Source organism: Micromonospora sp. LH3U1 (genome assembly GCF_028475105.1).
Classification (GTDB): domain Bacteria; phylum Actinomycetota; class Actinomycetes; order Mycobacteriales; family Micromonosporaceae; genus Micromonospora.
The window spans coordinates 2569977-2595875 of sequence record NZ_CP116936.1; the positions used below are offsets into that span (position 1 = coordinate 2569977).

General features: G+C 71.7%; 24 protein-coding genes. 20 read left to right on the top strand and 4 right to left on the bottom strand.

Annotated elements, in window-relative coordinates:
• Positions 1-13: 13 nt before the first annotated feature.
• The 3 genes from PCA76_RS11695 (at position 14) to PCA76_RS11705 (ending at position 4940) form a co-directional block, all read left to right on the top strand.
• Positions 14-1429, top strand: a complete 1416-nt coding sequence (locus tag PCA76_RS11695) for an FAD-dependent oxidoreductase (RefSeq protein WP_272617473.1) — start codon at positions 14-16, stop codon at positions 1427-1429.
• Between the two features lie 87 nt (positions 1430-1516).
• Entirely contained in the window at positions 1517-3706 is a 2190-nt protein-coding gene (locus tag PCA76_RS11700) for an FUSC family protein (RefSeq protein ID WP_272617475.1), read from the top strand.
• A 196-nt stretch (positions 3707-3902) separates the two neighbouring features.
• Entirely contained in the window at positions 3903-4940 is a 1038-nt protein-coding gene (locus tag PCA76_RS11705; protein ID WP_272617477.1) for an aminotransferase class V-fold PLP-dependent enzyme, read from the top strand.
• A gap of 7 nt (positions 4941-4947) precedes the next feature.
• Here PCA76_RS11705 and PCA76_RS11710 read toward each other — a convergent pair whose 3' ends face one another.
• Positions 4948-6120: an acyl-CoA dehydrogenase family protein gene (locus PCA76_RS11710; protein WP_272617479.1), complete on the bottom strand. Its 1173-nt coding sequence runs from the start codon at positions 6118-6120 to the stop codon at positions 4948-4950.
• 98 nt (positions 6121-6218) lie between these two features.
• On the opposite strand from PCA76_RS11710, the gene PCA76_RS11715 reads away from it, so the two are divergent.
• The 5 genes from PCA76_RS11715 (at position 6219) to PCA76_RS11735 (ending at position 10846) form a co-directional block, all read left to right on the top strand.
• Positions 6219-6875, top strand: coding sequence for a TetR/AcrR family transcriptional regulator C-terminal domain-containing protein (locus tag PCA76_RS11715; RefSeq protein ID WP_272617481.1), 657 nt, complete (start codon positions 6219-6221; stop codon positions 6873-6875).
• An 80-nt stretch (positions 6876-6955) separates the two neighbouring features.
• Positions 6956-8410 (top strand): aldehyde dehydrogenase family protein, encoded by a 1455-nt coding sequence (locus tag PCA76_RS11720; RefSeq protein ID WP_272617483.1) that lies wholly within the window; start codon positions 6956-6958, stop codon positions 8408-8410.
• Entirely contained in the window at positions 8407-9537 is a 1131-nt protein-coding gene (locus PCA76_RS11725) for an alcohol dehydrogenase catalytic domain-containing protein (protein ID WP_272617484.1), read from the top strand. Before PCA76_RS11720 ends, PCA76_RS11725 begins: the two co-directional genes overlap by 4 nt.
• Positions 9538-9554: 17 nt before the next feature.
• Positions 9555-10511, top strand: a complete 957-nt coding sequence (locus PCA76_RS11730) for an outer membrane protein assembly factor BamB family protein (protein ID WP_272617486.1) — start codon at positions 9555-9557, stop codon at positions 10509-10511.
• Positions 10512-10528: 17 nt separating this feature from the next.
• Complete coding sequence (locus PCA76_RS11735) at positions 10529-10846, top strand: outer membrane protein assembly factor BamB family protein (RefSeq protein WP_272619326.1); 318 nt, start codon at positions 10529-10531, stop codon at positions 10844-10846.
• Between the two features lie 96 nt (positions 10847-10942).
• Here the strand turns inward: PCA76_RS11735 and PCA76_RS11740 are convergent, their stop codons facing one another.
• The gene (locus PCA76_RS11740) at positions 10943-11800 is read right to left on the bottom strand and encodes an SPFH domain-containing protein (protein ID WP_272617488.1); all 858 of its coding nucleotides are present in this window, start codon (positions 11798-11800) and stop codon (positions 10943-10945) included.
• A 223-nt stretch (positions 11801-12023) separates the two neighbouring features.
• On the opposite strand from PCA76_RS11740, the gene PCA76_RS11745 reads away from it, so the two are divergent.
• From PCA76_RS11745 to PCA76_RS11780, 8 genes are all read left to right on the top strand, one after another.
• The gene (locus PCA76_RS11745) at positions 12024-12785 is read left to right on the top strand and encodes an ABC transporter ATP-binding protein (RefSeq protein WP_272617489.1); all 762 of its coding nucleotides are present in this window, start codon (positions 12024-12026) and stop codon (positions 12783-12785) included.
• Positions 12772-13464 carry an ABC transporter ATP-binding protein gene (locus PCA76_RS11750; protein WP_272617491.1) on the top strand — a complete coding sequence of 231 codons (693 nt, stop codon included), beginning with the start codon at positions 12772-12774 and terminating at the stop codon, positions 13462-13464. The genes PCA76_RS11745 and PCA76_RS11750 overlap by 14 nt, the downstream gene beginning before the upstream one ends.
• 49 nt (positions 13465-13513) lie before the next feature.
• Positions 13514-14764, top strand: coding sequence for an ABC transporter substrate-binding protein (locus tag PCA76_RS11755; RefSeq protein ID WP_272617493.1), 1251 nt, complete (start codon positions 13514-13516; stop codon positions 14762-14764).
• A 55-nt stretch (positions 14765-14819) separates the two neighbouring features.
• On the top strand, positions 14820-15701 hold the full coding sequence (locus PCA76_RS11760) for a branched-chain amino acid ABC transporter permease (protein WP_272617495.1): 882 nt from the start codon (positions 14820-14822) through the stop codon (positions 15699-15701).
• Positions 15698-16711 (top strand): branched-chain amino acid ABC transporter permease, encoded by a 1014-nt coding sequence (locus PCA76_RS11765; protein ID WP_272617498.1) that lies wholly within the window; start codon positions 15698-15700, stop codon positions 16709-16711. The genes PCA76_RS11760 and PCA76_RS11765 overlap by 4 nt, the downstream gene beginning before the upstream one ends.
• Positions 16712-16789: 78 nt before the next feature.
• Complete coding sequence (locus PCA76_RS11770; protein WP_272617499.1) at positions 16790-17422, top strand: transcriptional regulator; 633 nt, start codon at positions 16790-16792, stop codon at positions 17420-17422.
• A 293-nt stretch (positions 17423-17715) separates the two neighbouring features.
• The gene (locus PCA76_RS11775) at positions 17716-19284 is read left to right on the top strand and encodes an MFS transporter (RefSeq protein WP_272617500.1); all 1569 of its coding nucleotides are present in this window, start codon (positions 17716-17718) and stop codon (positions 19282-19284) included.
• Positions 19285-19295: 11 nt separating this feature from the next.
• Positions 19296-19904, top strand: a complete 609-nt coding sequence (locus PCA76_RS11780) for a TetR/AcrR family transcriptional regulator (RefSeq protein WP_272617502.1) — start codon at positions 19296-19298, stop codon at positions 19902-19904.
• A gap of 146 nt (positions 19905-20050) precedes the next feature.
• Here the strand turns inward: PCA76_RS11780 and PCA76_RS11785 are convergent, their stop codons facing one another.
• Together PCA76_RS11785 and PCA76_RS11790 are read right to left on the bottom strand one after the other, a co-directional pair.
• Positions 20051-21970 carry a helix-turn-helix domain-containing protein gene (locus tag PCA76_RS11785; protein WP_272617504.1) on the bottom strand — a complete coding sequence of 640 codons (1920 nt, stop codon included), beginning with the start codon at positions 21968-21970 and terminating at the stop codon, positions 20051-20053.
• Between the two features lie 14 nt (positions 21971-21984).
• Entirely contained in the window at positions 21985-22767 is a 783-nt protein-coding gene (locus PCA76_RS11790; protein WP_272617506.1) for a 3-hydroxybutyrate dehydrogenase, read from the bottom strand.
• Positions 22768-23030: 263 nt separating this feature from the next.
• On the opposite strand from PCA76_RS11790, the gene ruvC reads away from it, so the two are divergent.
• The 4 genes from ruvC to yajC all read left to right on the top strand — a co-directional run bounded on the left by ruvC (position 23031) and on the right by yajC (position 25731).
• Complete coding sequence (ruvC, locus tag PCA76_RS11795; protein WP_272617507.1) at positions 23031-23558, top strand: crossover junction endodeoxyribonuclease RuvC; 528 nt, start codon at positions 23031-23033, stop codon at positions 23556-23558.
• The gene (gene ruvA / locus PCA76_RS11800; RefSeq protein WP_272617509.1) at positions 23555-24157 is read left to right on the top strand and encodes a Holliday junction branch migration protein RuvA; all 603 of its coding nucleotides are present in this window, start codon (positions 23555-23557) and stop codon (positions 24155-24157) included. The genes ruvC and ruvA overlap by 4 nt, the downstream gene beginning before the upstream one ends.
• Positions 24158-24194: 37 nt before the next feature.
• A complete protein-coding gene (gene ruvB / locus PCA76_RS11805) occupies positions 24195-25253 on the top strand; it encodes a Holliday junction branch migration DNA helicase RuvB (RefSeq protein WP_442930256.1) in 1059 nt (352 codons plus the stop codon).
• Positions 25254-25392: 139 nt separating this feature from the next.
• The gene (yajC, locus tag PCA76_RS11810; RefSeq protein WP_272617514.1) at positions 25393-25731 is read left to right on the top strand and encodes a preprotein translocase subunit YajC; all 339 of its coding nucleotides are present in this window, start codon (positions 25393-25395) and stop codon (positions 25729-25731) included.
• The last annotated feature ends 168 nt before the right edge of the window (positions 25732-25899 follow it).

Below are 25899 nucleotides of genomic sequence, written 5' to 3' on the forward strand. Positions count from 1 at the left end.
GAGGAGTGATCGCATGTCCCCCTCTCCGTCCCGGATCTTCTCGGAGATAGCGACGGCCGAACGACCGGTCGGGACCACAGTGGTCATGCGACGTGCGGTGGTGCTCGGTGGCAGCATGGCCGGGTTGATGGCCGCTCGGGTGTTGAGCGACCACGCCGAGGAAGTCCTGATCATCGAACGGGACCCGTCCGATGTGGACGCCGGGCCCCGTCCCGGTGTGCCCCAGGGCAGTCAGGTGCACGCGCTGCTGCCCGCCGGTCAGGTCCAGTTGGAACGCTGGTTTCCCGGCATCGCCGACGAGGCGCTCGCCCTCGGTGCGCCTCCGCCGCCCAGCGACCAGGGCACCGCGAAGATCTTCATCAACGGCGAGCTGGGGCTGCCGCCGGCAGCGACCGACACCGGGCCGGCGCTGATCACCACGCGCCCGTTCCTGGAGGCGCTGGTCCGGCGGCGGACCCTCGCCGTCGACAACATCCGCATGGTGTACGGCCGGGCGGAGGGCCTGCTCTTCGACGAGCGGCGCGTCACCGGCGTCCGGTACGTGCCCGAGGGTGGCGGCACCGAGCCTGTCGTCGAACCGGCGGAGCTGGTGGTCGACGCGATGGGGCGGTCCAGCCGGCTCAGCGACTGGCTGGCCGAGCACGGGTGGCCCCGCCCGCCGATGCACCGCATGCCGATCAAGCTGAACTACGCGACGGCGCTCTACCGGCGCGACGAGAAGGTCAGCGACGCCTGGGTGGCGGTCTTCCACACCATGGCGGGCAAGGGGCGTACCGCCCGGATCGGTGGGATCAACTCGGTCGAGGGGGACCGCTGGATCATGCTGGTGGCCGGCTACGACGAGGACCGACCGAGCCGCGACGTCGCCGACTTCACCGCCCGCTGTCGGGAGCACTATCCGCAGATGTTCGGCGACATCGCCGAGCACGGGGAGATGCTGGGCGGGGTGGTCACGTACCACCAGGCGGACAGCCGACGTCGCGACTTCCACAAGCTCGACCGCCTGCCCGCCGGGTTGGTTGCCGCTGGTGACGCGGTCGCGTCCTTCAATCCGGTGTACGGCCAGGGCATGACCTCCGCGACGCTGCACGCGTCCTGCCTGTCGGCGTACCTGCGGTCCGGTCCGAAGCCGCTCGACGAGCCCGCGCGGGCGTACTTCGAGCAGGTCCGCGTGGTCGTCGACGCCGCCTGGCAGATCTCCACCACCGCCGACATCGAGCTTCCGCACGTCGACGGGCCGTACCCGCCCGGGTACAAGGTCACCAAGTGGTTCGGTGATCTGCTCTTCCGGACGTCGCTGACCGATCCGGTGCTCAACGCCCGGCTGGGTCGGGTCACCACCATGCTCGACCACCCGGCGACCCTGAGTCGCCCCGGCACCCTGCTCCGGGCCCTCCGGCTCGGCCTGTTCACGAGCTCTCGGCGGTGATTCGTCGCGAAACCCGCCGTCACCAGAGGGCTCGGTGGAGAATGGTGGGCCGGGGAGGGGTGCTGCGACGGACCCGGGGGAGCAGGCGTGCTCGCAACCAGCCTCCTTGGCCGGCTTCGCCGCCGTGACCCGGGGGACGCCATCCTGCGACGCGCGGCACGGTTGACGCTCGTCGCGTCCGCCGTCTTCTACGGCTGCCGTTACGGCGCGGGCAGTTCGGTGCTCGCCACATACGCTCTGTTCGGCACGATCGCCGCCGGGTCGTTCGCGCAACTGCCCGGGCCCGCGCCGCAGCGGGCGCGGATCCTCGTCACGTCGCTGCCGGCGGTCTGGGCGCTGATCGCCGCGGGTTCGCTGCTGGCGTGGAGCACGTGGTCGGCCGCAACCGGAATGCTGGTCATCGGGTTCGTCGTGGCGTTCGCCGGGGTCGGCAACCCGCGCCTGGTGGGTTTGGCGAGCGCGTTCCAGCTCTTCTACATCCTGGCGTCGTTCCCGCCGTACCAGCCGGGCACCCTGCCGGAGCGACTCGGCGGCGTCACGCTCGCCATCGTGCTGCTCGCCGGGGCCGAGGTGGTCCTCTGGCCCGACCCGGTGCCCGTCTCCTACCGGCAGCGTCTCAACGACGCGGCGGACGGCCTCGCCGCGTTCCTCGACGCCGCCGCCGACGGGTTGACCGACCCGCACGCCGGTCACGGTGGTCGGGACACGCGGCGCAAGCGGGCGTACGAGGTGGTGGCCGCGATCGGGTTGGGCCGCAGCCCTCCGGAGTGGGCCCCCACCGCGGCGGGCGTTCAGGATCGGGCGTTACGGATCTGCGCGGCCGCCCTACGGGAGGTCCTCACCGAGGCGGACCGGCTGGCGGCGGACGCCCCGCCGGAACCGATCCCGGACCTGGCGGCGGCCCGCCTGCTGCGCTCCTGCGCGGACACGACCCGCGCCGCTGGCCGCAGCCTGTCACCGGGTGCCCCGGCAGTGGGCCTCGACGACCTGGACGCCGCGGTCGGGCGAGCCGAGGCGGCGTACCCCGTGGGCGCGGGCCGGGGCCGTGACGCGTCGGACGTCCCCCGGCTGTGCCGGGACGCGACCGCGCTGGCCCTAGCCGACCATGTTCGGGTCTTCGCCGTTGGTGCCCGGGTCGCCACCGGGGCGCGGCTCGACGGCGAGGACGCCTCCTCAGGGCTGTTCGAGTACGCGCGGCACAGCCCGTGGAGGCTGTACTGGTGGCAGTTCCGCTCCCACCTGGCGCCCCGCTCGGCCCACCTGCACAGCTCGCTGCGGCTGGCCGTGGCGCTCGCCATCGCCCGGGTGGCCGCCGGGGTGTTGCAGCTGACCCACGGCTTCTGGGTGCTGCTGGCCACCCTCACGGTCCTGCGCACCTCGGCCGCGGACACCCGCACCGCGCTGCGGCCGGCCGTGCTGGGCACGATCGCCGGTGCCGCGGTCAGCGGCGCGGTGATGCTCGTCGTCGACCAGCCGATCGTCTACGCCGTCGTCCTGCCGGTCACCCTGATACTGGCCTTCGGCATCGGTCGCCTACTCGGGCCGGTGTGGCAGCAGGCGCTGCTCACCCTGCTGTTGACGGTCGTCTTCGCCCAGCTCAGCCCGGAAGGGTGGCGGCTCGCCGAGGCCCGACTCGTCGACGTACTGCTCGGTGCGGTGATCGGCGTGCTCGCCGGTGTGGCGATGTGGCCGCGTGGCGCGAGCCACGACCTGCGGCACAATGCCGCCCGTTATCTGGCGGCCAGCGCGGACGCGGTCGAGCAGACCGTCCAGGCGGTGCTCGGCGGTGCTCCGCCTCCCGACCGTGCCCTCGATCGGGTCCGGCGCCGGATGGTCCTGATCGACTCGTCGTACTGCCAGTACCACTCGGAGCGGCACGACCCGCACCGTCAGAAGGTGAACTGGGACGCCGTTCTGAGCGCCGGGCACCACGTGCTGCCCGGCGCCGAGTCGCTGCTGCGACGCAACCCGCCCGGCTGCCTCGCCGGCTGGCCCGCCGCGGCCGCGCTGCTGCGGGAGTCCGCCGGGCAACTACATTCGGCGTACGCCGACCTGGCCGACGAGGTGGCGCACGATAGGCGGTCCGGTCCGACGCCTGTCCCGACCGGCTGTGCCCGGGAACTGGAACGGATCCGCCCGCTGCTCGGGGAGGTCGGCCCCGAGTCGGTCCGGCACCTGGTGGAGGTCGACCGGTGGCTCGCTGGCCTCGCCGACACTCTCACCCGGATCCACCCGCCCGTCGAGGGCGAATCCGCCGGCCGCCACGGGACGCCATGACCTGCTCGCCCGCTTCGAGCTCGGAGTGCTCGCGGAGCCTTAGGGCTGCGCGTGCGGGTGCTCTTCGACCGCGTCATGGCCGACGGTCGGGACCCTGGCGTTCGGTTGCTCGGCCAGGACTTCGTACGGATCTGACAGGCCGCCGGTCGCCGATTGGCCGTGCCCGTACGACGCCGACCCGCCTAGCGTCGACCACATGGAGATCGAGCAGGCACAGAAGCTGTGGCAGCCGGAGCCCGGTTGGTTGAACACCGCCTCCTACGGGTTGCCGCCCGAGCCGGCCTGGACGGCCCTGCAGGAGGCCCTCGCGGCTTGGCGGGTCGGCAGTACGTCCTGGGAGGGCTGGGGCGAGTCCGTGAACCGGGCCCGCGCCGCGTTCGCGGGCCTCATCGGCGTGCCGGCCGGTGACGTGGCGGTCGGTGCGGCCGTGTCCCAGATGCTGGCTCCGGTCGCGGCGGCGCTGCCGGCCGGGGCCACCGTGGTGGTTCCCGAGGTCGAGTTCACCTCGAACCTGTTCCCCTGGCTGGTCCAGGAGGATCGCGGGGTCAGCGTCCGCACGGTGCCGGCGGATGGACTGGTCGACGCGATCGACTCCGACACCGACCTGGTTGCGTTCAGCTTGGTGCAGTCCGCCGACGGCTCGGTCGCCGCGTACGACGACATCGTGGCCGCGGCCCGCGCGCACGACGCGTTGGTGGTGGTGGACGCGACCCAGGCGTGCGGCTGGCTGCCGTTCGATGGGAGCCGGGCCGACGTGGTGGCGGTGGGTGGCTACAAGTGGCTGATGAACCCGCGCGGCACCGCGTACACCTATCTGGCCCCGTCGTTGCGCGACCGGCTGCGCCCCGACGCCGCCGGCTGGTACGCGGGCCGCGACCCGCACGCCTCCTACTACGGCCCGCCGCTGCGGCTGGCCGACGACGCCCGCCGGTTCGACATCTCACCGGCCTGGTTCAGCTGGGTCGGGGCGGCGCCCGCTCTGGAGTTGGTCGCCGAGATCGGCGTGCCGGCGATCCGGGAGCACGACGTGGCGTTGGCCAACCGGTTCCTGACGGGGCTGGGCCGGCCGCCGGGGGAGAGCGCCATCGTGAGCGTGGATGTGCCCGACGCGCAGCAGCGGCTGGGGGCGGCCGGCATCCGCGCGGCGGTCCGCGCCGGACGGGTCCGCGCCTCCTTCCACATCTACTCCACCGAGGCCGACGTGGACGCGGCCCTGGAGGCGCTGACCCCCTGAGCCCCGCTCAGGCGAGGTGACCGCCGATCTTCGTGTAACCGCGCAGCAGATCGCGGGAGATGATCAGCCGCTGCATCTCGTCGGTGCCCTCGAAGATCCGGTAGAGCCGGACCTGCCGGTACCAGCGTTCGATGGGCAGCTCACGGGTGTAGCCCATGCCGCCGTGGATCTGGAGCACCCGGTCGACCACCCGGTTGACCATGCCGGCGCCGTAGAGCTTGCCCATCGACGAGGCGTGCCGGGGATCGAGGCCCTGATCGACCGTCCACGCCGAGCGCAGCACCAGCCAGCGGGCCGCCTCCAGCTCCGTCTCCGAGTCGGCGATCATCCACTGGATGGCCTGGTTGGTGCCGATCTTCGCGCCGAAGGTCTCCCGGGTGTTGGCGTAGTCGATCGCCATCTGCAGCACCCGCTCGGCGATGCCGATGGCGTGCGACGGGATGGTGTACCGGCCCTTGCCGATCCACTCCATGCCCAGCGTGAAGCCCTGCCCGATCTCGCCGAGGATGTTGCGGTGCGGCACGCGTACGCCGTCGAAGATGAGCGACGCGGGCCCGCCCTCGCCCATGGTCTGGATGAACTCCGAGCGCCAGCCCATCGACCGGTCCACCAGGAACGCCGTGGCCCCGCCGTTGCGGGCGCCCTTCTCCCGGTCGGTCACCGCGACCACGATGGCGAAGTCGGCGTCGTGGCCGCCGGTGATGAAGGTCTTCTCGCCGTCGAGGACCCAGTCGTCGCCGTCGCGGCGGGCCGAGAGCCGGATGTTCGCGGCGTCCGAGCCGGCGCCCGGCTCGGTGATCGCGAAACAGGAGCGCCGCTCGCCCTCGATGGTCGGGATGAGGAACTCCCGCTTCTGCTCCTCGGTGGCGTGGAACAGGATGTTGTCCGCCTCGCCGCCGAAGCGGAACGGCACGAACGTGTGGCCCAGCTCGGTCCAGATCAGTGACTGGAGCACCGCCGGCAGGTTCATCCCGCCGTACTCTTCGGGGGTGGCCAGGCCCCAGAAGCCGAACTTGCGCGCCTTGAGCTGCAGTTCGCGCACCTCGGAGTGGTCGAGGCCGGGCTGGTGCGCCCGTTCCCGGCGGAGCACCTCCGCCTCCAGGGGCATCACCTCGCGGCTGATGAACGATCGGACGGTGTCCCGCACCGCCCGCTCTTCGTCGGTCAGTGAAAAGTCCACGGTGGTCCTCCTGGCGTCAGCGCTGCCGGTCACCTTTAAACTAGCGGTGCAAGTTTTGCCGCGTCCAGACCTGACGGCCGAGACCCGCGAGGAGCGCAGTGCCCCGACCACGCCAGCCCCGGCTCACCCGGCAGCTGATCGTCGAGACAGCCACCGCGCTCATCGACGCCGAGGGCCTGCCCGCCTTCTCCACCCGCCGACTCGCCGCCGAGTTGGGCGTACGCGGGCCGTCGCTCTACAACCACTTCGCCACGAAGGACGAGATCCTCGACGCGGTCGCCGACACGGTCACCGCCGCCGTCGACACCAGCGGCTTCGCCAGCCGGGACTGGGCCGCCGCGCTGCGTGACTGGGCCTGGTCGTACCGGCGGGCGCTCACCGCCCACCCCAACATCGTGCCGTACCTGGCCCAGGGGCCGGGCCGTCGACCGGCCGCGCTGGCCATGGCCGACGCGGTCTACGGCGGGTTGGTACGCGCCGGCTGGCCGCCCGCGCGGGCCACCCACATCGGCGCGGCGCTGCGCTACTTCGTGGCCGGGTCGGCGCTCGGCTCGTTCGCCCGCGGTTTCGTCGAGGACCCGGAGTTGTACGCCGCGCACTACCCGCACCTGCGTCAGGCGCACCGGCTCGCCGAGCACCAGCAGAGCGTGGACGAGGGCGCCTTCGCCCTCGGCCTGGACGCACTGCTGCACGGTCTGGCCGCCGAGTACACCCGCACCGTCGCCACGGTGGAGTCCGCCCGGTCCAACGGGTAGCGTCCAAACTCCCAGCGCTAGTTTCCTCGCCCGTCGCGACCCCGTCGCCATCGCCCGTCGCCCACCCCCGAAGGGACGCCATGGACCTCGCCGCCCCGCCGTCGCAGCTGCCCGACGCCCTGCGCCTCCGACGCCACCTGCACCTCGGCGGCGAATGGACGTCTCCCGCCGACGCCGGTCTGATCGACGTGGAAAATCCGAGCACCGGGGAGCTGATCGGGCAGGTGCCGGCCGGCACCCCGGCCGATGTGGATCGCGCCGTGGCGGCCGCCCGGGCCGCGTTCCCCGGCTGGTCGGCCACGGCCCCCGCAGAGCGGTCCGCCCACCTCGACCGGCTGCACACCGCGCTCGCCGCGCGCGCCGACGACCTCGCCCGCACCATCGCCGTGGAACTGGGCTCGCCGCTCAAGCTCGCCACCCGGGTGCAGGTCGGGCTGCCGCTGACCGTGCTGCGCGACCACGTCGCGCTCGCGGCCCGCGCACCCGTCGAGGAGAGCATCGGCAACTCCCTCGTCGTCCGCGAGCCGATCGGCGTGGTCGGCGCGATCACCCCGTGGAACTACCCGCTGCACCAGGTGATGGCGAAGCTGGCGCCCGCTCTGGCCGCCGGCTGCACGGTGGTGCTCAAGCCCAGCGAGTTGACCCCGTTGACCGCGTACCTGCTGTTCGACGCGGTCACCCAGGCCGGGTTGCCGCCGGGCGTGCTCAACCTGGTTTCCGGCACCGGGCCGGTGGTGGGCGAGGCCCTCGCCGGGCACCCCGACGTCGACCTGGTCTCGTTCACCGGGTCCACCGCCACCGGCGCCCGGATCATGCGGCTCGCCGCCGACCGGATCGCCCGGGTCGCGCTGGAGTTGGGTGGCAAGTCCGCCAACGTGATCCTCCCCGACGCCGACCTGGCCACCGCGGTCAAGGTGGGCGTCGGCAACGCCCTGCTCAACTCCGGCCAGACCTGCACGGCGTGGACCCGGATGCTGGTGCACCGCGACCGGTACGACGAAGCGCTCGACCTGATCGCCACGGCGGTGGCCGGCTACCGGCTCGGCGACCCGTTCGACCCGGCCACCCGGCTCGGCCCGCTGGTCTCCGCCGCCCAGGCCGCGCGGGTGCGCGGCCACATCGACCGGGCAGTGGCCGACGGTGCCCGACTGGTCGCCGGTGGCCCGGACGCCCCGGTGCCGACACAGGGGCATTTCGTCGCCCCGACCGTCTTCGCCGACGTGCACCCCGACAGCGCGCTCGCCCAGGAGGAGGTCTTCGGCCCGGTGCTCGCCGTCATTCCGTTCGCCGACACCGACGAGGCGGTCACCATCGCCAACAACTCGTCGTACGGGCTGGCCGGCGCGGTCTGGTCCGCCGACACCGACGCCGCGCTCGCGGTGGCCCGGCGGCTGCGCACCGGCGCGGTCGACATCAACGGCGCCCCGTTCAACCCGCTCGCCCCGTTCGGCGGCTACAAGCAGTCGGGCCTGGGCCGGGAGTTGGGCGTGCACGGGCTCGCCGAGTTCTGCGAGCTGAAGGCGATCCAGCGATGACCGGCCCCGAGCTGTCCCCGCCCGCGCCGGCCCTGGAGGGAGCGCCGGTCACCGTGCGGGCGCTTGTCGCGCGCGGGTCCGGCGCCGAGTTGCGGGTCGAGCAGGTTCGCCTGCCCGCACCCGGCCCCGGCGAGCTGCGGGTGACGATCCGCGCGGCCGGCATCTGCCACTCCGACCTGTCCATGGTGAACGGCACCCTCGCCGCGAGGTTCCCGCTGGTGCTCGGCCACGAGGCGACCGGGGTGGTGGCCGAGGCCGGGCCGGGCAGCCGGCTGGCGGTCGGCACCCCGGTGGTGCTCAACTGGGCGCCCGCCTGCCGGGCCTGCTGGTGGTGTCAGCACGACGAGCCGTGGCTCTGCGCCAACACCACGGCCCCGACCGTGCCGCGCGGCGAGACCGACGACGGCGTCCCGCTGCACCTGACCCTCGGCCTCGGCGCGCTCGCCGAGGCGGTGGTGGTGCCCGAGAACGCCGTCATCCCGATCCCCGCCGGTCTGCCCCCGGAGCGGGCCGCGTTGCTCGGCTGTGCGGTGCTCACCGGTGTCGGCGCGGTCTACAACACCGCCCGGGTGGCTGCCGGCGAATCGGTCGCGGTGATCGGGCTCGGTGGGGTCGGCCTCGCCGTGCTCACCGCTGCCCGCCGGGCCGGCGCGACGACGATCCTCGCTGTCGACGTCGCCGAGGCCAAGCGCGACCTGGCGCTCGCCGCCGGGGCGACCGACTTCCTGCTCTCCGACGACCGGCTCTCCAAGGAGGTACGGGCGCGTACCGAGGGTCGGGGCGTCGATCACGCCTTCGAGTGCGTCGGCCGTGCGGCCACCATCCGCGCTGCCTGGCGGCTCACCCGGCGCGGGGGAGCCGTGACCGTGGTCGGTATGGGTGCCAAGGACGACATGGTCAGCCTCGGCGCGCTGGACATCTTCCACTCCGCCCGTACGCTGCGCTCCTCGGTGTACGGCTCGTCCGAACCCGACCTGGAGGTGCCCGTGCTGGCTGCCGAGCTCGCCGAGGGTGCACTGGACTTGCGCGTGCTGGTCAGCGGCACGATCCCGCTGGACGAAGCGCCCGCCGCGTTCGACCGGCTTGCTCGGGGCGAGGGCGCTCGCTGGGTGGTCACCCTGGACTAGCCGAGCGGTGTTGGCCGGTGACCGCTGCTCGATCAGCGCGCCCGCCGCTCGTCCGCCTTCGCGGCTTCCACGTCGGCGCGGCCTGCGGGCAGTCGTGGTTGGCCGACAACCACGCGCGCAACGCGTCGGCGTCCCCGACGATCAACTCATCACGTTCGGCGCTCGTGTTGACCGTTGCCGCGGTGCTCGCGGCGACGGTGGCGATCCCGGCGGCGCCGGCCGCCGCGGGCGGCACGGGCTGGTGGGCCATGTCCGGCTACCTGGTCAGCAACAGCGCATTCAATCCCAACGAAACGACCGTGACGGTTCCGACCGTCCCGAACCTCAAGCTCAAGCACACCGGCACCCCGGCCCGGACCGGTCAGCGCGCACCGGTCGTCGCCGACGGACTGGTGTACACGCCGGACGACCGTGGTGTCACGGCCACCGACGAGGTGACCGGCGCACAGAAGTGGCGCTTCGAGCTGGACCCCGCGACGTTCGTGATGCCTACGGAGCTCGTTCACACGGCCGGCCAGGTCGTCCTGGCGGCGAACGTCATACTTCACTCCCCTGGCGTCGTTGCGTCACAGGTCTTCGTGCTCGACGCTCCGACCGGCACGATGGTTCGGGACTTCGATGACGAGGGAGTGGCTACTCAGATTTTCGTTGACCGGGGCGTCGTCATGGTCTCTGGTGAGAGCCGGTGGGCCGCAGACACGCGCGCCTACCGCCTCGCCGACGGGCAGCTGCTGTGGCAGCACGACAAGTACATGCAACAGCCGGTCTCGGCGAACGGTCGCGTTGTCCTTTCCGGAACCGGAACGGCCGCCAAGCCCTTGGCGAGCACCATCGTCGACATCGCCACCGGCAGCATCATCAACACCACAGGGACCGCGACTACCGGGCGCTCGCGACGGACGAGACGGGGACCAAGTTCTACGTCGGGTGGGGGCACAGCCTGCAGGTCCTCGACCCGACGACCGGCACCCTGACCTGGCTCGCGTCGAACCTGAACCCGCAGTTCGTGGTGGTCACCCCGACCAGGCTCTACGTCACCTCCTCCGGGGGCACTGTCTACGCGTTGAACCGCAGCACCGGCGCCATCATCTGGAACCGGAGCATTCCGGGAAGCCAGCACCAGCGGGCGATCATCGCGGGTGGCGTTCTGTACGTCACGGCCAAGGGCAACCGGGTGTACGCCCTGAACCCGGTCGACGGCGCTCCGCTGAACGCGCCGGCATTCACCGGCGCGACCGACCAGCTCGTGGTCACCTACGGCAGGGTGTACGTCACCGACGGCACGAAGCTGACGGTCTACGGCCTCTAGCCGAGCGGCGTTTCAACGGCGGTTGACCGGATGTCGCGGTCAACCGCCGTTGTTGTCTGCGCGGTGTGGCGCCGCCACGGGTGGGCCGGCGTCAGGTCACTTGCCGGTGACGATGCCCGGGTTGATGCAGAGCCCCGGGTTGGCGCCGTTCTTCTCGGCGATCTCCAGGCAGCGGGTCACCTTGTCGACCTTCGCGTTCGTCTCGGTGATCTGCTTGGAGATCTCCGCGTTCTTGCGGTCCTGCTCCAGGTTGCGGGTCTGCGCCAGCTTGTCCTGGAACGCCTTGATGTTGCCCTCGGTCTTGTCGTCGTGGTTCACCCGCGTGATGGTCACCGAAAGGATGTCCACGTCGGTGGCGAGCCGGGTCTCCCCGCTGGTCTTGATGTTCGCCGCGAACGGCTTCAGGTCGACGTTCAGGTCGCCGGTCTGGGCGTCGATCTTCTCCAGCGGGTTGTACGCGGCGAAGGCGTCGTTGACGGCGCTGTCGAGCTGCACACCCACCCGTTGGCCTCGGAAGCTGTTGAAGTCTCCCTTGTAGTCCATGAACTGCTTCGGCGCGTTCTCCGGCTTGACCTGCCACTCGATGAGCACCTCGACGCAGGCGTCGGCGAGCGTGCCGGTGCGGACCCGTACGCAGTTGTTGCCGCCGATGTGGTCGTACTTCTGCCGGCCCGCGTCCCACTCGCCGACCTTCTGCCAGGGCGCCACCCACTTCAGGCCTGAGCCGGTCACCTCGCCGGTGGGCTTACCGAAGCTGGTGACGATGCCGACCGAGCGGATGGGCACCGAGTGGGCGCTGGAGGCGACACCGACCACCAGCGTGAGGGCGAGGAAGCCGAGCGCGGCGAGGGAGGCCGTCCGCTTCAGCGAGCCCTTGGGGGCGACGAGAGCCAGGACGGCGCAGACCGCCAGGACGACGGCGAAGACGATCGCCATGGTGAAGCCGACAGGCATGGGGTGGGGACCTTCCGTGGGGCTGTGTGGATCATCAACCTAGGAGATCCGGTCAAGTCGGCGGCACGGGGGAGTGGAGTTTCTGCACGTCCGCTGCCGGCCGAATATGGATGTCATCGACATGGTTCGACGTGCGCGGCCCGCCGTAGGTTTCGTCCACGCGACGGGCCTGTGACCACGGTCACCGAACGACCGTCGCCGCGACCGTGCGGAGGATGAGGCGATGGCCGGGCAAGCGCTCCTGTCGGCCCGTGGGCTGACCCGCGACTTCCGGGGCTTCCGGGCGGTCGACAACGTCGACCTCGACGTCGCGCCGGAGAGTGTGCACGCGCTGGTCGGCCCGAACGGCGCGGGCAAGACCACCCTGTTCAACCTTCTCACCGGCTTCCTGCGACCCAGCGGCGGGCGCATCGAGCTGGACGGGCGGGACGTCACCGGGCTGCCTCCGGAGCAGGTGGCACGGCGTGGCGTGGCCCGCTCGTTCCAGATCACCAGCCTCTTCCCGCAGCTGTCGGCCCGGGAGCACGTCGCGCTGGCCCTGCAGTCGTCCAGTGGGCTGGGCTGGCGGTTCTGGCGTTCGGCGAAGCTGATGGGTCGCTACACCGAGCGGGCCGACGAGTTGCTGGCCATGGTGGGGCTGGCCGACCTGGCGCAGGCCCCGTCCGAGGCGCTGGCGTACGGCCGCAAGCGGGCCCTGGAGCTGGCCATCGCCCTGGCACTGGACCCGAAGGTGCTGCTGCTCGACGAGCCGACCGCCGGGATGGGCCTGGAGGACGTGGACCGCACCGTCGAGCTGATCAGCCGGGTCCGCGAGGGCCGGACCGTGGTGATGGTCGAGCACAACATGAGCGTGGTCGGCCGACTCGCCGACACCGTCACCGTGTTGCAGGCCGGCAAAGTCCTCGTCGAGGGCCCGTACGAGCAGGTCCGCGCCGACGAGCGCGTGATCACCGCCTACCTGGGAGCCGCCGATGCTGCGCATTGAGAACCTCTCCGCCTTCTACGGCGAGGCGCAGGTGCTGCGGGAGGTCAGCCTCCAGGTCTCCGCTGGCGAGGTGGTCACCCTGGTCGGGCGCAACGGTGCCGGCAAGTCCACCCTGCTGCGCTGCGTGATGGGGCTGCACCCCGGTCAGCGCGGCACGGTCGAGCTGGACGGGCGCGACATCGCCAAGCTGCCGGCGCACAAGCGGGCCCGCCTGGGGCTGGGCTGGGTGCCCGACGACCGGGGCAGCTACGCCACGTTGACCGTCACCGAGAACCTCACCCTGCCGCCCACGGTCGGCCCCGACCCGTGGTCGCTGGAGCGGGTGTACGAGGCGTTCCCCGCCCTCTACACCCGGCGGGACTCGGCGGCCACCACGCTCTCCGGCGGCGAGCAGCAGATGCTCGCGCTGGCCCGGGTGCTGCGGATGGGCGCCCGGCTGCTGCTCTGCGACGAGCCCACCGAGGGCCTCTCGCCACTGCTGGTGCAGCAGGTCGGTGACCTGCTGCGCGAGGCCAAACAGCACGGGGTGACCGTGCTGCTGGTCGAACAGAACCTGCACTTCGCCACGGGTGTGGCCGACCGGCACTACCTGCTGGCCGAGGGACGCGTCGCCGAGGCGATGGACAACTCCGAGGTGCGTTCGCGGGAACGCGAACTGCTCGCGTACCTCGGGATCTGATTTTTCAACGACGACCCGCGCGACGACGCACGGGATGGATGGAGTGGGCATGCGCAGGACGGTGGGTGTGGCGGCGGCGTCGGCCGCGGTAGTGCTGGTGGCCGGATGCGGCGGCGGTGGACCCCAGTCGAGCGGCGACCAGAAGCTGACCGGCGACAAGATCGTGCTGGGCGTGCTCAACGACCAGTCCGGGGCGTACTCGGAGTTGTCCGGGAAGAACTCGGTGGCGGCCGTGGAGATGGCCGTCGCCGACTTCACCGCGAAGTACGGAGACAAGGCGGTGACCAAGGACATCACCGTGGAGACCGCCGACCACCAGAACAAGCCGGACGTGGCCAACTCGAAGGCCCAGGAGATGTACGACCGCAAGGGCGTCGACCTGATCCTGGATGTGCCCACCTCGTCGGCGGCGCTGAAGGTCGCCGACGTGGCGAAGGAGAAGAAGAAGCTCTATTTCAACATCGGTGCGGCGACCACCGATCTGACCGGCAAGAGCTGTAACAAGTACACCTTCCACTACGCGTACGACACGTACATGTTGGCCAACGGCACCGGAAAGACCACCACCGAGCAGATCGGCAAGAACTGGTACATCCTGTACCCGAACTACGCCTTCGGTCAGGACATGGAGAAGAGCTTCTCCACCGCGATCACGGCGGCCGGCGGCACGGTGGTCGGCAAGGACGGCGCACCGTTCCCGAACACCAGCGGAGACTTCTCCACCTTCCTGCTCAAGGCGCCGAACCTGAACCCGAAGCCGGACGTGTTGGGCACCATGCAGGCCGGCGCGGAGCTGGTCAACGTGGTGAAGCAGTACAACGAGTTCAAGCTGCGCGACAAGGGCGTCGGCCTGGCGGTGGGGCTGATGTTCCTCACCGACATCCACTCGCTCACCCCGGCGGCGCTGGCCGGCACCACGTACACCGACGCCTGGTACTGGAACTTCGACGCGAAGAACCGGGAGTTCGCCGACCGCTTCCAGCAGAAGGCCGGCACCCGGCCGACCTTCGCGCACGCGGCCAACTACTCGGCGGCGTTGCAGTACCTGGAGGCGGTGCAGGCAGCCGGCACCGACGACGCGGACGCCGTGGTCAAGGGCCTGGAGGGCAAGACGGTCGAGGACGTCTTCCTGCGCAACGGCAAGATTCGCGCCGAGGACCACCGGGTGGTGCACGACGCGTACCTGGCCCAGGTGAAGCCGCAGTCCGAGGTCACCGAGCCGTGGGACTACGTGAAGGTGCTCAAGACGATCCCCGCCGCGGAGGCGTTCCGCGCTCCCTCGGCGGACTGCAAGCTGTGAGTGCGAGGAGTGAGCCGGTTTTGCGAGCCCCGCAGTCGCGAACGGGCGTGACGCTGTGACGGCATTCGCCCAGAACACGTTCAACGGGTTGGTGAGTGGGGCGTTCTACGCCCTGCTCGCCCTCGGGCTCGCGGTCATCTTCGGCATGCTGCGGGTGGTCAACTTCGCGCACGGCGCGTTCTACATGCTCGGCGCGTTCGGGGCGTACGTGCTGCTGACCGAGGCGGGAGTGCCCTTCTGGGCCGCCCTGGTGATCATGCCGGTGGGGCTGGGCCTGCTCGGCATGGCGTTGGAACGCGCCGTGATCCACCGGCTGACCAAGCTCGACCCGCTCTACAACTTCCTGCTCACCTTCGGCCTGACGCTGATCGTGCAGGATCTGGTGAAGCTGCGCTACGGCGTGCAGTCCAGCCCGTACGCCACTCCGTCGCTGTTGAGCGGGACGGTGAACTTCGGGCTCTTCGACTTCCCGACGTACCGGGTGTTCATCCTCGGCTTCGCGGTGCTGCTCTGCGTCGCGGTGTGGTGGGTGCTCACCCGTACCCGGATCGGCATGGTGGTCCGCGCGGCCACCGAGCGGCCCGACCTGACCCGCGCGTTCGGTATCGACGTCGGACGTTGGGTGACGCCGGTCTTCGGCTTCGGCATCGGGTTGGCCGGTCTGGCGGGCGTGCTGGCCGCGCCCATGCGCGCGGTCAACCCGTTGATGGGAGCCGACCTGATCATCGTGGTCTTCGCGGTGGTGGTGATCGGCGGGCTGGGCTCCATCTTCGGTTCGGTCGCCGCCGGCTTCGGCATCGGGCTGGTGCAGGCGTGGGGTGAGGCGTACCTGTCCGCCTTCCCGATCGTCTCCCAGACGATCGTCTTCATCGTGATGGCCGTCGTGCTGCTCTGGCGCCCGGCCGGTCTGTTCGGTCGTGAGGAGGCTCCCGCATGACCAGCACCGTCGACACTCCCGCCGACGCGTCCCGCTCGACGCCACCGTCCGGGCTGATCGCCGTGGCGCAGGCACCCGGCTGGGTGCGGTACGCGCTACTCGCCGTCGGGCTGGCCGTCGCGGCATGGCTGCCCAACGGCCTCTACCCGGCGGTCGCGGTGGACATCCTCTGCTGGGCGCTGTTCGCCGTGGCGGTGGACCTGCTGCTCGGCTTCACCGGGCTGATGTCCTTCGGTCACGCCGCGTTCTGGGGCACCTCGGCGTACGTCACCGGGTTGGTGGCCATCCACGCGGGCCTGCCGTTCCCCCTGGCCGTGCTGGCCGGGGCACTCGCCGCGGCCGTGCTGGCGGTGCCGATCGGCTACCTGGCGGTCAAGCGGACCGGCATCTACTTCGCCATGGTGACCCTGGCCTTCGCGCAGATGGTCTACTACGTGGCCAACGAGTGGCGCTCGGTGACCCAGGGTGAGAACGGCCTCCAGGGCGTACCTCGCGAGTTGTTCGGTTGGGACCTCACCGACGACTACTTCTTCTACTACGCGATCCTGCCGATCGTGCTGCTCGGGCTGGCCGCCGCCTGGCGGATCGTGCACTCACCGTTCGGTCGGGTGCTGGTCGGCATCCGGGACAACCCGGCCCGGGCGCGGGCGCTGGGCTACCCGGTGCACCGCTACAAGCTCACCGCGTTCGTGCTCTCGGGGTTCATCGCCGGGCTCGGCGGTGGACTGTTCGCGGTCGGCCACCGGTTCGTCTCGCTGGACGTGCTGCACTGGACCACCTCCGGCAAGGCGGTCATCGTGGTGGTGCTCGGCGGCATCGGCACCCTCTGGGGCGGCGTGCTCGGCGCCGGCATCGTGGTCCGGCTGGAGGACTGGCTGTCGTTCTCCGGGTTCGAGGCGATCGGCCTGGTGACCGGCGGCATCTTCGTCCTCGTCGTGGTGCTGTTCCGGCGCGGCATCTGGGGCAGCGTCGCCGCGCTGGCCCACCGGTTGGCGGCCCGCCGCCGGTAAATCCCGTGGCGGCGCATCCGCCGGGCACCGTTTCAGCGAACCCCCGGGTAGGGAACGTCTACCCGGGGGGTACGTCTGGTGCTGACTGATCCGATGCCGGCAGAGGCCGTGGAGATCGCGCACAAGCAGGTCTCGCTGGCGGCCGAGGACCTGGACGGCAGCGGTGTCGCCACGCTGCTGCTGGAGTTGGCCGACGAGTGGGGCGTGCCGGCGTTGTGGGAGCAGGTCTGCCGTCCGTTGCTGGCCCGGCTGCCGGGGCGTACCGCCGCCGAGGTCGCCATCGAGCACGCCCTCAGCGAGGGCGTGCGGGTCGGGCTGGACGTGCACCGCCGGGAGCCGGGCCGGTCACTGCCCACCGGCGGTGTGCTGCTGGCCGGCGCCGAGCGGGAGGAGCACGGCCTTGGCCTGCAGGCGCTCGCCGCCGCGCTGCGCGAGCAGGGCCGCGGCTGTCTGAATCTCGGCCCGGCGTTGCCCTGGGCCGCGCTGACCAGCGCGGTCTACCGGGCACGCCCGCGCACCGTCGTGCTCTGGTCGCAGACGCCGGTCACCGGCCGTGCGTACCGCCTGGTGCGCTTCGCCCGGGACTTCCCGCTCCTGCGGGTGTACGGCGCAGGGCCGGGCTGGATCGAGCCGCTCACCGCGCCGGCGAACCACCTCGGCACGCTGCCGGCCGCCGTCGCCGCCTGCCTCCCGACGTCCTGCCGGCGCTGACGCAGACGGGGCTGACGACGGCGGTTCGGGGCGGCGGTTCGGGGCGCCCGGGCGGCGGGCGGTTGGCGCTGCGGAGTTGGCCTCGATGGTCGCGAGAGTGGGCTCGTTGCCGTGATCCGTCCAGGCGTCGGTGTGACGGGCACCGAACGGGCTGACTGACAACCAAACGTGACGTGGGCCACTTACGATACGGATCCGTTCCGTATCGTTAATGACGGTCTTAGGCTGTCCGCAGTTACGAGTCTGGCCCGTATCGTATTGCGTGACGGGTACAACCGGGGGGAGAACCGGGCATGGAGCTGCACAACAACACTGGACACCCGAGGAGGTGGGCGATCCTGGGGGTGCTGGTGATCAGCCTCCTCGTGGTCGTCCTCGACAACACGATCCTCAACGTCGCCCTGCGCACCCTGGCCGACCCGGTGCACGGCCTCGGTGCCAGCCAGGGCGAGCTGGAGTGGTCCATCAACTCCTACACGCTGGTCTTCGCCGGGCTGCTGTTCACCTTCGGGGTGCTCGGCGACCGCGCCGGCCGCAAGCGCTTCCTGATGATCGGTCTGGTGCTGTTCGGCCTGGCATCGCTGCTCTCCGCGTACGCCCAGAGCCCCGCCCAGCTGATCGCGGCCCGCGCCCTGATGGGGGTCGGCGGCGCGGCCATCATGCCGGTGACGCTGTCGATCATCTCCAACGTCTTCGACCCGCGTGAGCGCGGCCGTGCGATCGGCGTCTGGGCCGGCGCGGTCGGCCTCGCCGTGGCGATCGGCCCAATCCTCGGCGGTGCGCTGCTGGAGCACTTCTGGTGGGGCTCGGTCTTCCTGATCAACGTGCCGGTGGTCGCCGCCGGCGTGGTGCTGGTCGCCCTGCTGGTCCCCGAGTCGCGTGACCCGCGTCCGGGCCGCGTCGACGTGCCCGGCGTCCTGCTCTCCGTCGTCGGCCTGGTCGCGCTCTCCTACGGCATCATCGACGGCGGCGAGCACGGCTTCGGCCGGCCGGTGGCCTGGGGTTCGATTCTGGTCGGCCTGGCGGTGCTGGCCTGGTTCGTGCAGCACGAGCGGCGCAGCGACCACCCGTCGCTGGACGTCCGGCTGTTCACGCTGCCCCGGTTCGCCGCACCCGTGGCCATCGTCGGCCTGGTGTTCTTCGCCGCGATGGGCGTGATGTTCTTCAGCTCGTTCTACCTGCAACTGGTGCGCGACTACAGCCCGCTGCAGACCGGCCTGCTCTTCCTGCCCTTCGCCGGGGCCCAGCTGATCTTCGCGCCGCGCAGCGCCGCGATGGTCCGCCGCTACGGCGGCCGGGCGGTCGCCACCGTCGGGCTGGCGCTGACCGTGCTGGCACTGGCCGCGTTCGCCTTCATCGACGCGTCCACCCCGATCTGGATCGTGCTGGTCGTCTTCTTCTTCCAGGGCGTCGGAATGGCCAACATCATGCCGCCGGCAACCGAGTCGATCATGTCGGCGCTGCCCCGGGAGAAGGCCGGCGTGGGCTCCGCGGTGAGCAACACCGTCCGCCAGGTGGCCGGCGCGCTCGGCGTGGCGGTCCTCGGCTCGGTGCTCTCCGCGGTCTACCGGGCCGACATGGACGGCGCGCTGACCGGTCTGCCCGCGCAGGCCCGCGACACGGCCAACGAGTCGATCTCCGGGGCGTACGCGGCGGCCGGGCAACTCGGCCCGGCGGCGCCAGCGCTGATCTCGGCGGCCAACGACGCCTTCGTCACCGCCATGCACTGGGCGGCGGGGCTCTCCGCGGTGGTCGCCGCGCTCGGGATCCTGGTGGTGCTGCGCTGGATGCCGGGCCGGGAGGCCACGGCTGCCGTACCGGCGGCGCCGGCCGCCGAACCCGAGTTGGCCGGGACGGCCTAGGTTCGGGGACAATGTCCGACATGATGTCCACTGCCGATGCTCCGCGGTCGCCCGGGCGACCGCGGAGCCTCCGCGCCGATGAGGCGATCATCGAGGCCACCCTCGACCTGCTCGCCGAGGGCAGCACCACCGAGGCGCTCTCGATCGAGGCGATCGCCGCTCGCGCCGGGGTCGGCAAGGCCACCATCTACCGCCGCTGGGCCGGCAAGGACGCGCTGCTGCTGGACGCGCTGCGCCGACTCAAGGGCGTCCTGCCGCAGCCCGAGGGGCACTCCATCCGGGACGATCTGATCCTGCTGGTCGGCGCGATCGGGAAAAATGTCGACCCACGCGCGGCGAAGATCATGCCCTGCCTGGTGCCCGAGGTGAACCGCAGCCCGGACCACTTCCAGCTCTACCAGAACATCATCGCCCCGCGCCGGCAGTTGATGCGCGAGGTGCTACGGCGCGGCATCGACGAGGGGACGCTCCGCGCCGACATCGACGTGGAGGTGACGATGGCTCTCCTCACCGGGCCGATGCTGATCCAGCGGGTACTGCAATGGAACCCGGACCTGGACGAGCGGACTCTGCCCGAGCAGGTCGTCGACACCGTGCTGAAGGGCCTCCGCGCCCACTGACCCGCCCCGCCCGCGCCCCGCCCGCGCCCCGCCCCGCGCCGCCCGCCCCGCGCCGCCCGCCCGCGCCGCGCCGCCCGCCCCGCCGATCTAGGGGATATCGCTGCTGTTGGAGATCAACCAGCGACGATCTGCCCTAGATCGGCGCGTCAGCCGGCGGGGGCCCGCAGGCGGTGCAGGCGCAGCGCGAGCTGCACCTCCAGCGCCCGCTCGGGCCGCTGCCAGTCGGTGCCGAGCAGTTGCCCGACCCGCTCCAACCGCTGGGTCACCGTGTTGACGTGCACGTGCAGCTGCTCGGCGGCCCGGGCCAGGCTGCCACCCACCCCGAAGTACGCCTCCAACGTCTTGACCAGAGCGGTGCCCCGCCGGGCGTCGTAGTCGACCACCGGTCCGACGGTGGCGCTGAGGAACTGGGTCACGTCCGTCTCGCCCCGGTCGCCGACCGTGCCCAGCAGCAGCCCGACGAACCCCAGCTCCGCGGTGCTCGCCCCCTCACCGGTACGGCCCAGCGCGCCCAGCGCGGTGAGGCACCGGTCCGCCTCGTGGAACGTCCCGGCCAGCGCCGCCGGGGTGTTCGACGGGCCACTCGCCCCGGCCGTCACCGGTCGGCCGGTCACCCGGGACAGGTCCCGGGCAACCGCACGGGCACTGCCACCGGCGTCCAACCCCGGCAGCATCAGCACCACCCGACCGTCGCGTGCCGCGGCCAGCCCGCCGCGCGCCGAGGCGTACGTGGTGGCCCAGGAGAGCACCCGCTGTCGGGCCGAGCCGGTCGCGGCGATCGCGTCGTCGCCCACCGCCACGAGCACGTGCGGCGCGTCCAGGTCCACCCCGAGCCGGCGAGCCCGGCTGCGCAGCGCGTCGGTGTCGCGTAGCGGGCGGGCGATCAGGTCGTCCAGCAGTTCGCCGCGAACCCGCCCCTCCGCCTCGGCGACCGTCCGGCGGAACAGCAGCAGCAGCGCGGTCACCAGCGCGGCCCGCTCCAGGATCCGCTGGTCGGCGTCGACCAACTCGTCGTCCGGGCGCAGCACCAGGGCACCCAGGTTCTCCGCGCCCGCCACCACGGCCGCGTACCAGAGCGGACTGCGACGCACGCTGCGCCCCTCGGTCCGGGACGCGGCCACCGCCTCGACGATGTCCACCCGGTCCGGCTCGTCGATCTCACCCACCCGGGCCAGTAGGCGGCCCTCGGCGTCCAGCGCCAGCAGCGCACCGCCCAGCACCTCGGTCACAGCGGCCGCCACGTCCTCCACACCGCCGCCGCGCAGCACCAGCGCGGTCATCCGGTCGTGTGCCGCCGCGGCGCGCTCCACCGAGCTGCTGTGAGCCCGGATGGTGGTGTTCGCGGCCGACAGCTCGGCCAGCGCCGAGCGGGTCTCGGTCAGCAGCCGGGCGGTGTCGATCGCCACCGCGGCGTGCGCGGCGAGGGAGACCAGCAGCGCGACCTCCTCCCGGACGAACGGCCGGGCCGAACGGTTGGCCGCGTAGAGCACGCCGATCGAGGTCGAGCCGAGTCGCAGCGGCACCCCGAGGATCGCGACCAGACCCTCCTCTCCGACGCCGGCGTCGATCTCACCGGTGTGGTGGAAGCGCGCGTCCTCGCCGTAGTTGGCGGTGACGTACGGCGCGCCGGACTGGGCCACCAGGCCACCGAGGCCGGCGCCCATCGGTAGGCGCAGCCGCTGGAAGCGGGCCGAGACCGACCCGTCGGTCACCCGCATGTAGGTGTCGCCGCGCTCGTCGTCGTTGAGCGTCATGTAGGCCACGTCCGCGCCGAGCAGGTTGCGGGCCCGGTGCACGATCGCCCGCAGCACGTCGTCCAGGTCGCGCAACCCGGCCAGGTCACTGACCGTGTCGTACAGGCCGGACAGCTCGGTCTCGCGGCGGCGCCGCCGCTCCAGCAGCGCGCGGACCCGCAACGCCACCGACTTGGCCTGCTCCAGCTCGGCAAGCCGGTCGGGCGGCAGCCCGGCGGCCCGCGCGGCCACCAGAGGTCCCTCGAACTCGACCGCCGCGGCCTCACGGGCGAGCAGTTCCAGGAACTCCACCGGCGATGACATGGTCGACATTGTGCTCGGGCCCACTAGTTCGCCGTCCAGCCCCCGTCGAGGGCGATCGACGCGCCGGTGATGAACGCCGCCGGCGACGAGCAGAGGTACGCCAGCAGTTCGGCGACCTCCTCCGGCTCGATCAGGCGCTTGATCGCGGCCCGGGCCAGCATGATCTTCTCGATCACCTCGGCCTCCGGAATGCCGTGGCTGGCCGCCTGGTCGGCGATCTGGCTCTCCACCAGGGCTGTGCGCACGTACGCCGGGTTGATGCAGTTGGCCGTGACCCCGTGCGCGGCGCCCTCCAGGGCGACCACCTTCGACAGCCCTTCGAGAGCGTGCTTGGCCGAGACGTAGGCCGCCTTGTACGGCGAGGCCCGCAGCCCGTGCACCGAGGAGATGTTGACGATCCGGCCCCAGCCCCGGGCGTACATGTGCGGGAGCGCGCGGCGGATGATCAGGAACGGTGCCTCGACCATCACCCGCTGGATGTACTCGAAGCGCTCGACGGGGAAGTCCTGCAGCGGCGCCACGTGCTGGAGTCCGGCGTTGTTCACCACGATGTCCACGTCCACGTCGAGGCGGTCCACCGCCGTGGCGTCGGACAGGTCGACGCCCTCGGCCCGGCCGCCGGCCTCGGCGGCCACCGCCTTGGCCGCCTCCAGGTTGCGGTCCACCACGAGCACCTTGGCGCCGGCCGCGCCCAGCCGCAGGGCGCACGCCCGCCCGATGCCGCTGCCGCCCCCGGTGACCAGGGCGGTCCGACCGGCGAGGTCGACCTGTACGACGTGGGGGACCGCCACGGGTTCTGCCGTCATGGCGCAAGAAGTTACGAGCTGTGAGCCCCAGAGCACATGGGCCCACCCCACATACTCCCCACCGAGCCTGTGTGGCCCGCGCGCCGCGCTCCCCGCCACGTCGATCATGGACTTGTGGTGCCCGGTCGAGTCGGTCCCGTGCCCTTTGTCACCCACCACAACTCCATGATCGACAGGGGCGGGCGTGTCCCGTGGGGGGCGTGGGGGAGTCGGCGGTTAGGGTGTCGAACACACGTACTGCTGACGGCTGGGGAGGGGGCGGCGTGCGGGTGCTGGGGGTTGACCCGGGGTTGACCCGGTGTGGGGTGGGCGTGGTCGAGGGCGTGCCCGGCCGACCCTGCACTCTCATCGCCTACTACGTGGTCTACACCGACCCGGCCGACGACCTGGCGCTGCGCCTGCTGCATCTGGACCGGTCACTGAACGATCTGGTCGCCAAGCACCAGCCGGAGAGCGTCGCCGTCGAGCGGGTGTTCAGCCAGCACAACGTGCGCACGGTAATGGGCACCGCGCAGGCCAGCGGCATCGCCGTGCTGGCCGGGGCGCGCGCCGGGCTACCGGTGCAGACGTACACCCCGAGCGAGGTGAAGGCGGCCGTGACCGGGTCCGGTCAGGCCGACAAGGCGCAGATGACCGCTATGGTGACCCGTCTGTTGCGGCTGGATGAGCCGCCGAAGCCGGCCGACGCCGCCGACGCGCTCGCCCTGGCCATCTGCCACGTGTGGCGCGGCGGGACCCGCTCCAAGCTGGCCGCTGCCGCCGACCGGGCACGACGAGGAGGAGCACGATGATCGCCAGCGTGCGCGGCACGGTGACCGCGACGGGACCGGACCAGGCCGTGATCGAGGTCGGCGGTGTCGGCCTCGCCGTGCACTGCGCCCCCGGGACACTGGCGGAGCTGCGGGTCGGCCAGGTCGCCCGGCTCGCCACCAGCCTGATCGTGCGGGAAGATTCGCTGACTCTCTATGGCTTCGCCGACGACGACGCCAAGTCGTTGTTCGAGCTGCTCCAGACCGCCAGCGGGGTGGGCCCGCGACTGGCCCAGGCGGTGCTGGCCGTGCACACCCCGGACGCGGTGCGCAAGGCGATCGCCAACGCCGACACCGCGGCGCTGACCCGGGTTCCCGGGATCGGCAAGAAGGGCGCCGAACGCCTGGTGCTGGAGCTGCGCGACCGGATCGGCCCGGTGCCGATCGGCGCCGACGGCGTGGGCGGGGTGACCGGCGGCAACTGGCCCGACCAGGTCCGGCAGGCGCTGGTCGGGCTGGGCTGGACGGCCGGTCAGGCCGATCACGCCGTGGCCGCCGTGGCGGAGACGATCGTGGGCGAGACCCCGCCGGTGCCGGTCCTGCTCAAGCAGGCCATCCGCCTGCTCGGTCGTACCCGATGAGCGCCCGGCCGCGACGGGAGGCGGCACGGTGAGCGAGATCGACGGGCTTGTCTCGGCGTACGTCAGCGATGCCGAACGGGACGCGGAGGCGACGGTACGGCCGAAGCGGCTGGCCGAGTTCATCGCCCAGGACCGGGTGCGCGACCAGCTCGACCTGTTGTTGCAGGGCGCGATGCGGCGGGGGTCGCCACCGGATCACATCCTGCTCTCCGGCCCGCCCGGGTTGGGCAAGACGAGTCTGGCCAACATCGTCGCCGCCGAGCTGGGCGCGGGCATCCGGGTGACCAGCGGCCCGGCGATCGAGCGTTCCGGTGATCTGGCGGCGATCCTGACCAGCCTCGCCGAGGGCGACGTGCTCTTCATCGACGAGATCCACCGCATCGCGCGGCCGGCCGAGGAACTGCTCTACAGCGCCATGGAGGACTTCCGGGTCGACGTGGTGGTCGGCAAGGGGCCGGGGGCGACCGCGATCCCGCTGGATGTCGAGCCGTTCACGCTGGTCGGCGCGACGACCCGCTCGGGCCTGTTGACCGGGCCGATGCGGGACCGCTTCGGCTTCGTCGCGCATCTCGACTTCTACGCCCCGGCGGATCTGGAGACGCTGCTGCACCGCTCGGCGCGGATTCTCGGTGTGCCGATCACACCCGAGGGCGCGACCGAGATCGCCGGCCGGTCCCGGGGCACTCCGCGGATCGCCAACCGGCTGTTGCGCCGGGTCCGTGACTACGCGGAGGTGCGGGCCGACGGCGTGGTCGATCTCGCGACCGCCCGTGCCGCCTTGATCGTGTACGACGTGGACGCGCTCGGCCTGGACCGGCTGGACCGCGCGGTGCTGACCGCGCTGGTCGACTCGTTCCGGGGTGGCCCGGTGGGCCTGTCCACGCTGGCCGTGGCGGTGGGGGAGCAGCCGGACACGGTCGAGGAGGTCTGCGAGCCGTTCCTGGTCCGCGCTGGCCTGTTGGCCCGTACGCCCCGGGGGCGGGTGGCCACCGAGGGTGCCTGGCGGCATCTGGGGCGTACTCCGCCAAATGGTACATTTGGCATGGATAGTCCGCCGGTGCCCGATCTGTTCTCGTTGGACACCGAACAGCCGTGATGTGAACGTGATCTGTGCCGCATTCGGCGTTCCCAGGTGCAGGGTTTAGACTTCGCCGCGGTCTGTACAGGACGTGAGAATCCGCCTCCGCTCCGGCACCCCAGGTGCCGGGCAGGTGGCCAATGGGAAGGCAGTAACCGTGCATTACGCAGCAGCGGGTGGCGGGGCCGGCAGTTTCACGCCGATCCTGATGATCGCCCTGCTCTTCGGTGTCATGTACTTCATGATGATCCGGCCCCAGCAGAAGCGCCGCCGCGAGGCGGAGTCGATGCAGTCCAACCTCGGCCCCGGCGACGAGGTCGTGACCATCGGCGGGCTCTACGGCACGGTCACCGGCATCGAGGACGACACCGTCCTGATCGAGGTCGCTCCGGGCGTCCAGACCCGCTACGCCCGGCCGGCCATCGCTCGGGTGGTCACCCGCGCGGAGCTGCCGAGCGAGCCGGTCACCGAGGACGCGGAAACCGTCAAGGACTGACGCTTTCCCCCGGGGGTGGTGGGTCCGGCGTACGGCCGGTCGACCGGCTTCCGGGCTGCCGCGCCCGACGGGGCAGCGGACGAGACGTGAAAACTGAATAGTTGGGTTGACGCCGGGCGTCGGCACGTTCCCGTGACCGTCGGCGTCCCACGCCGGTGTGTCCGGCCC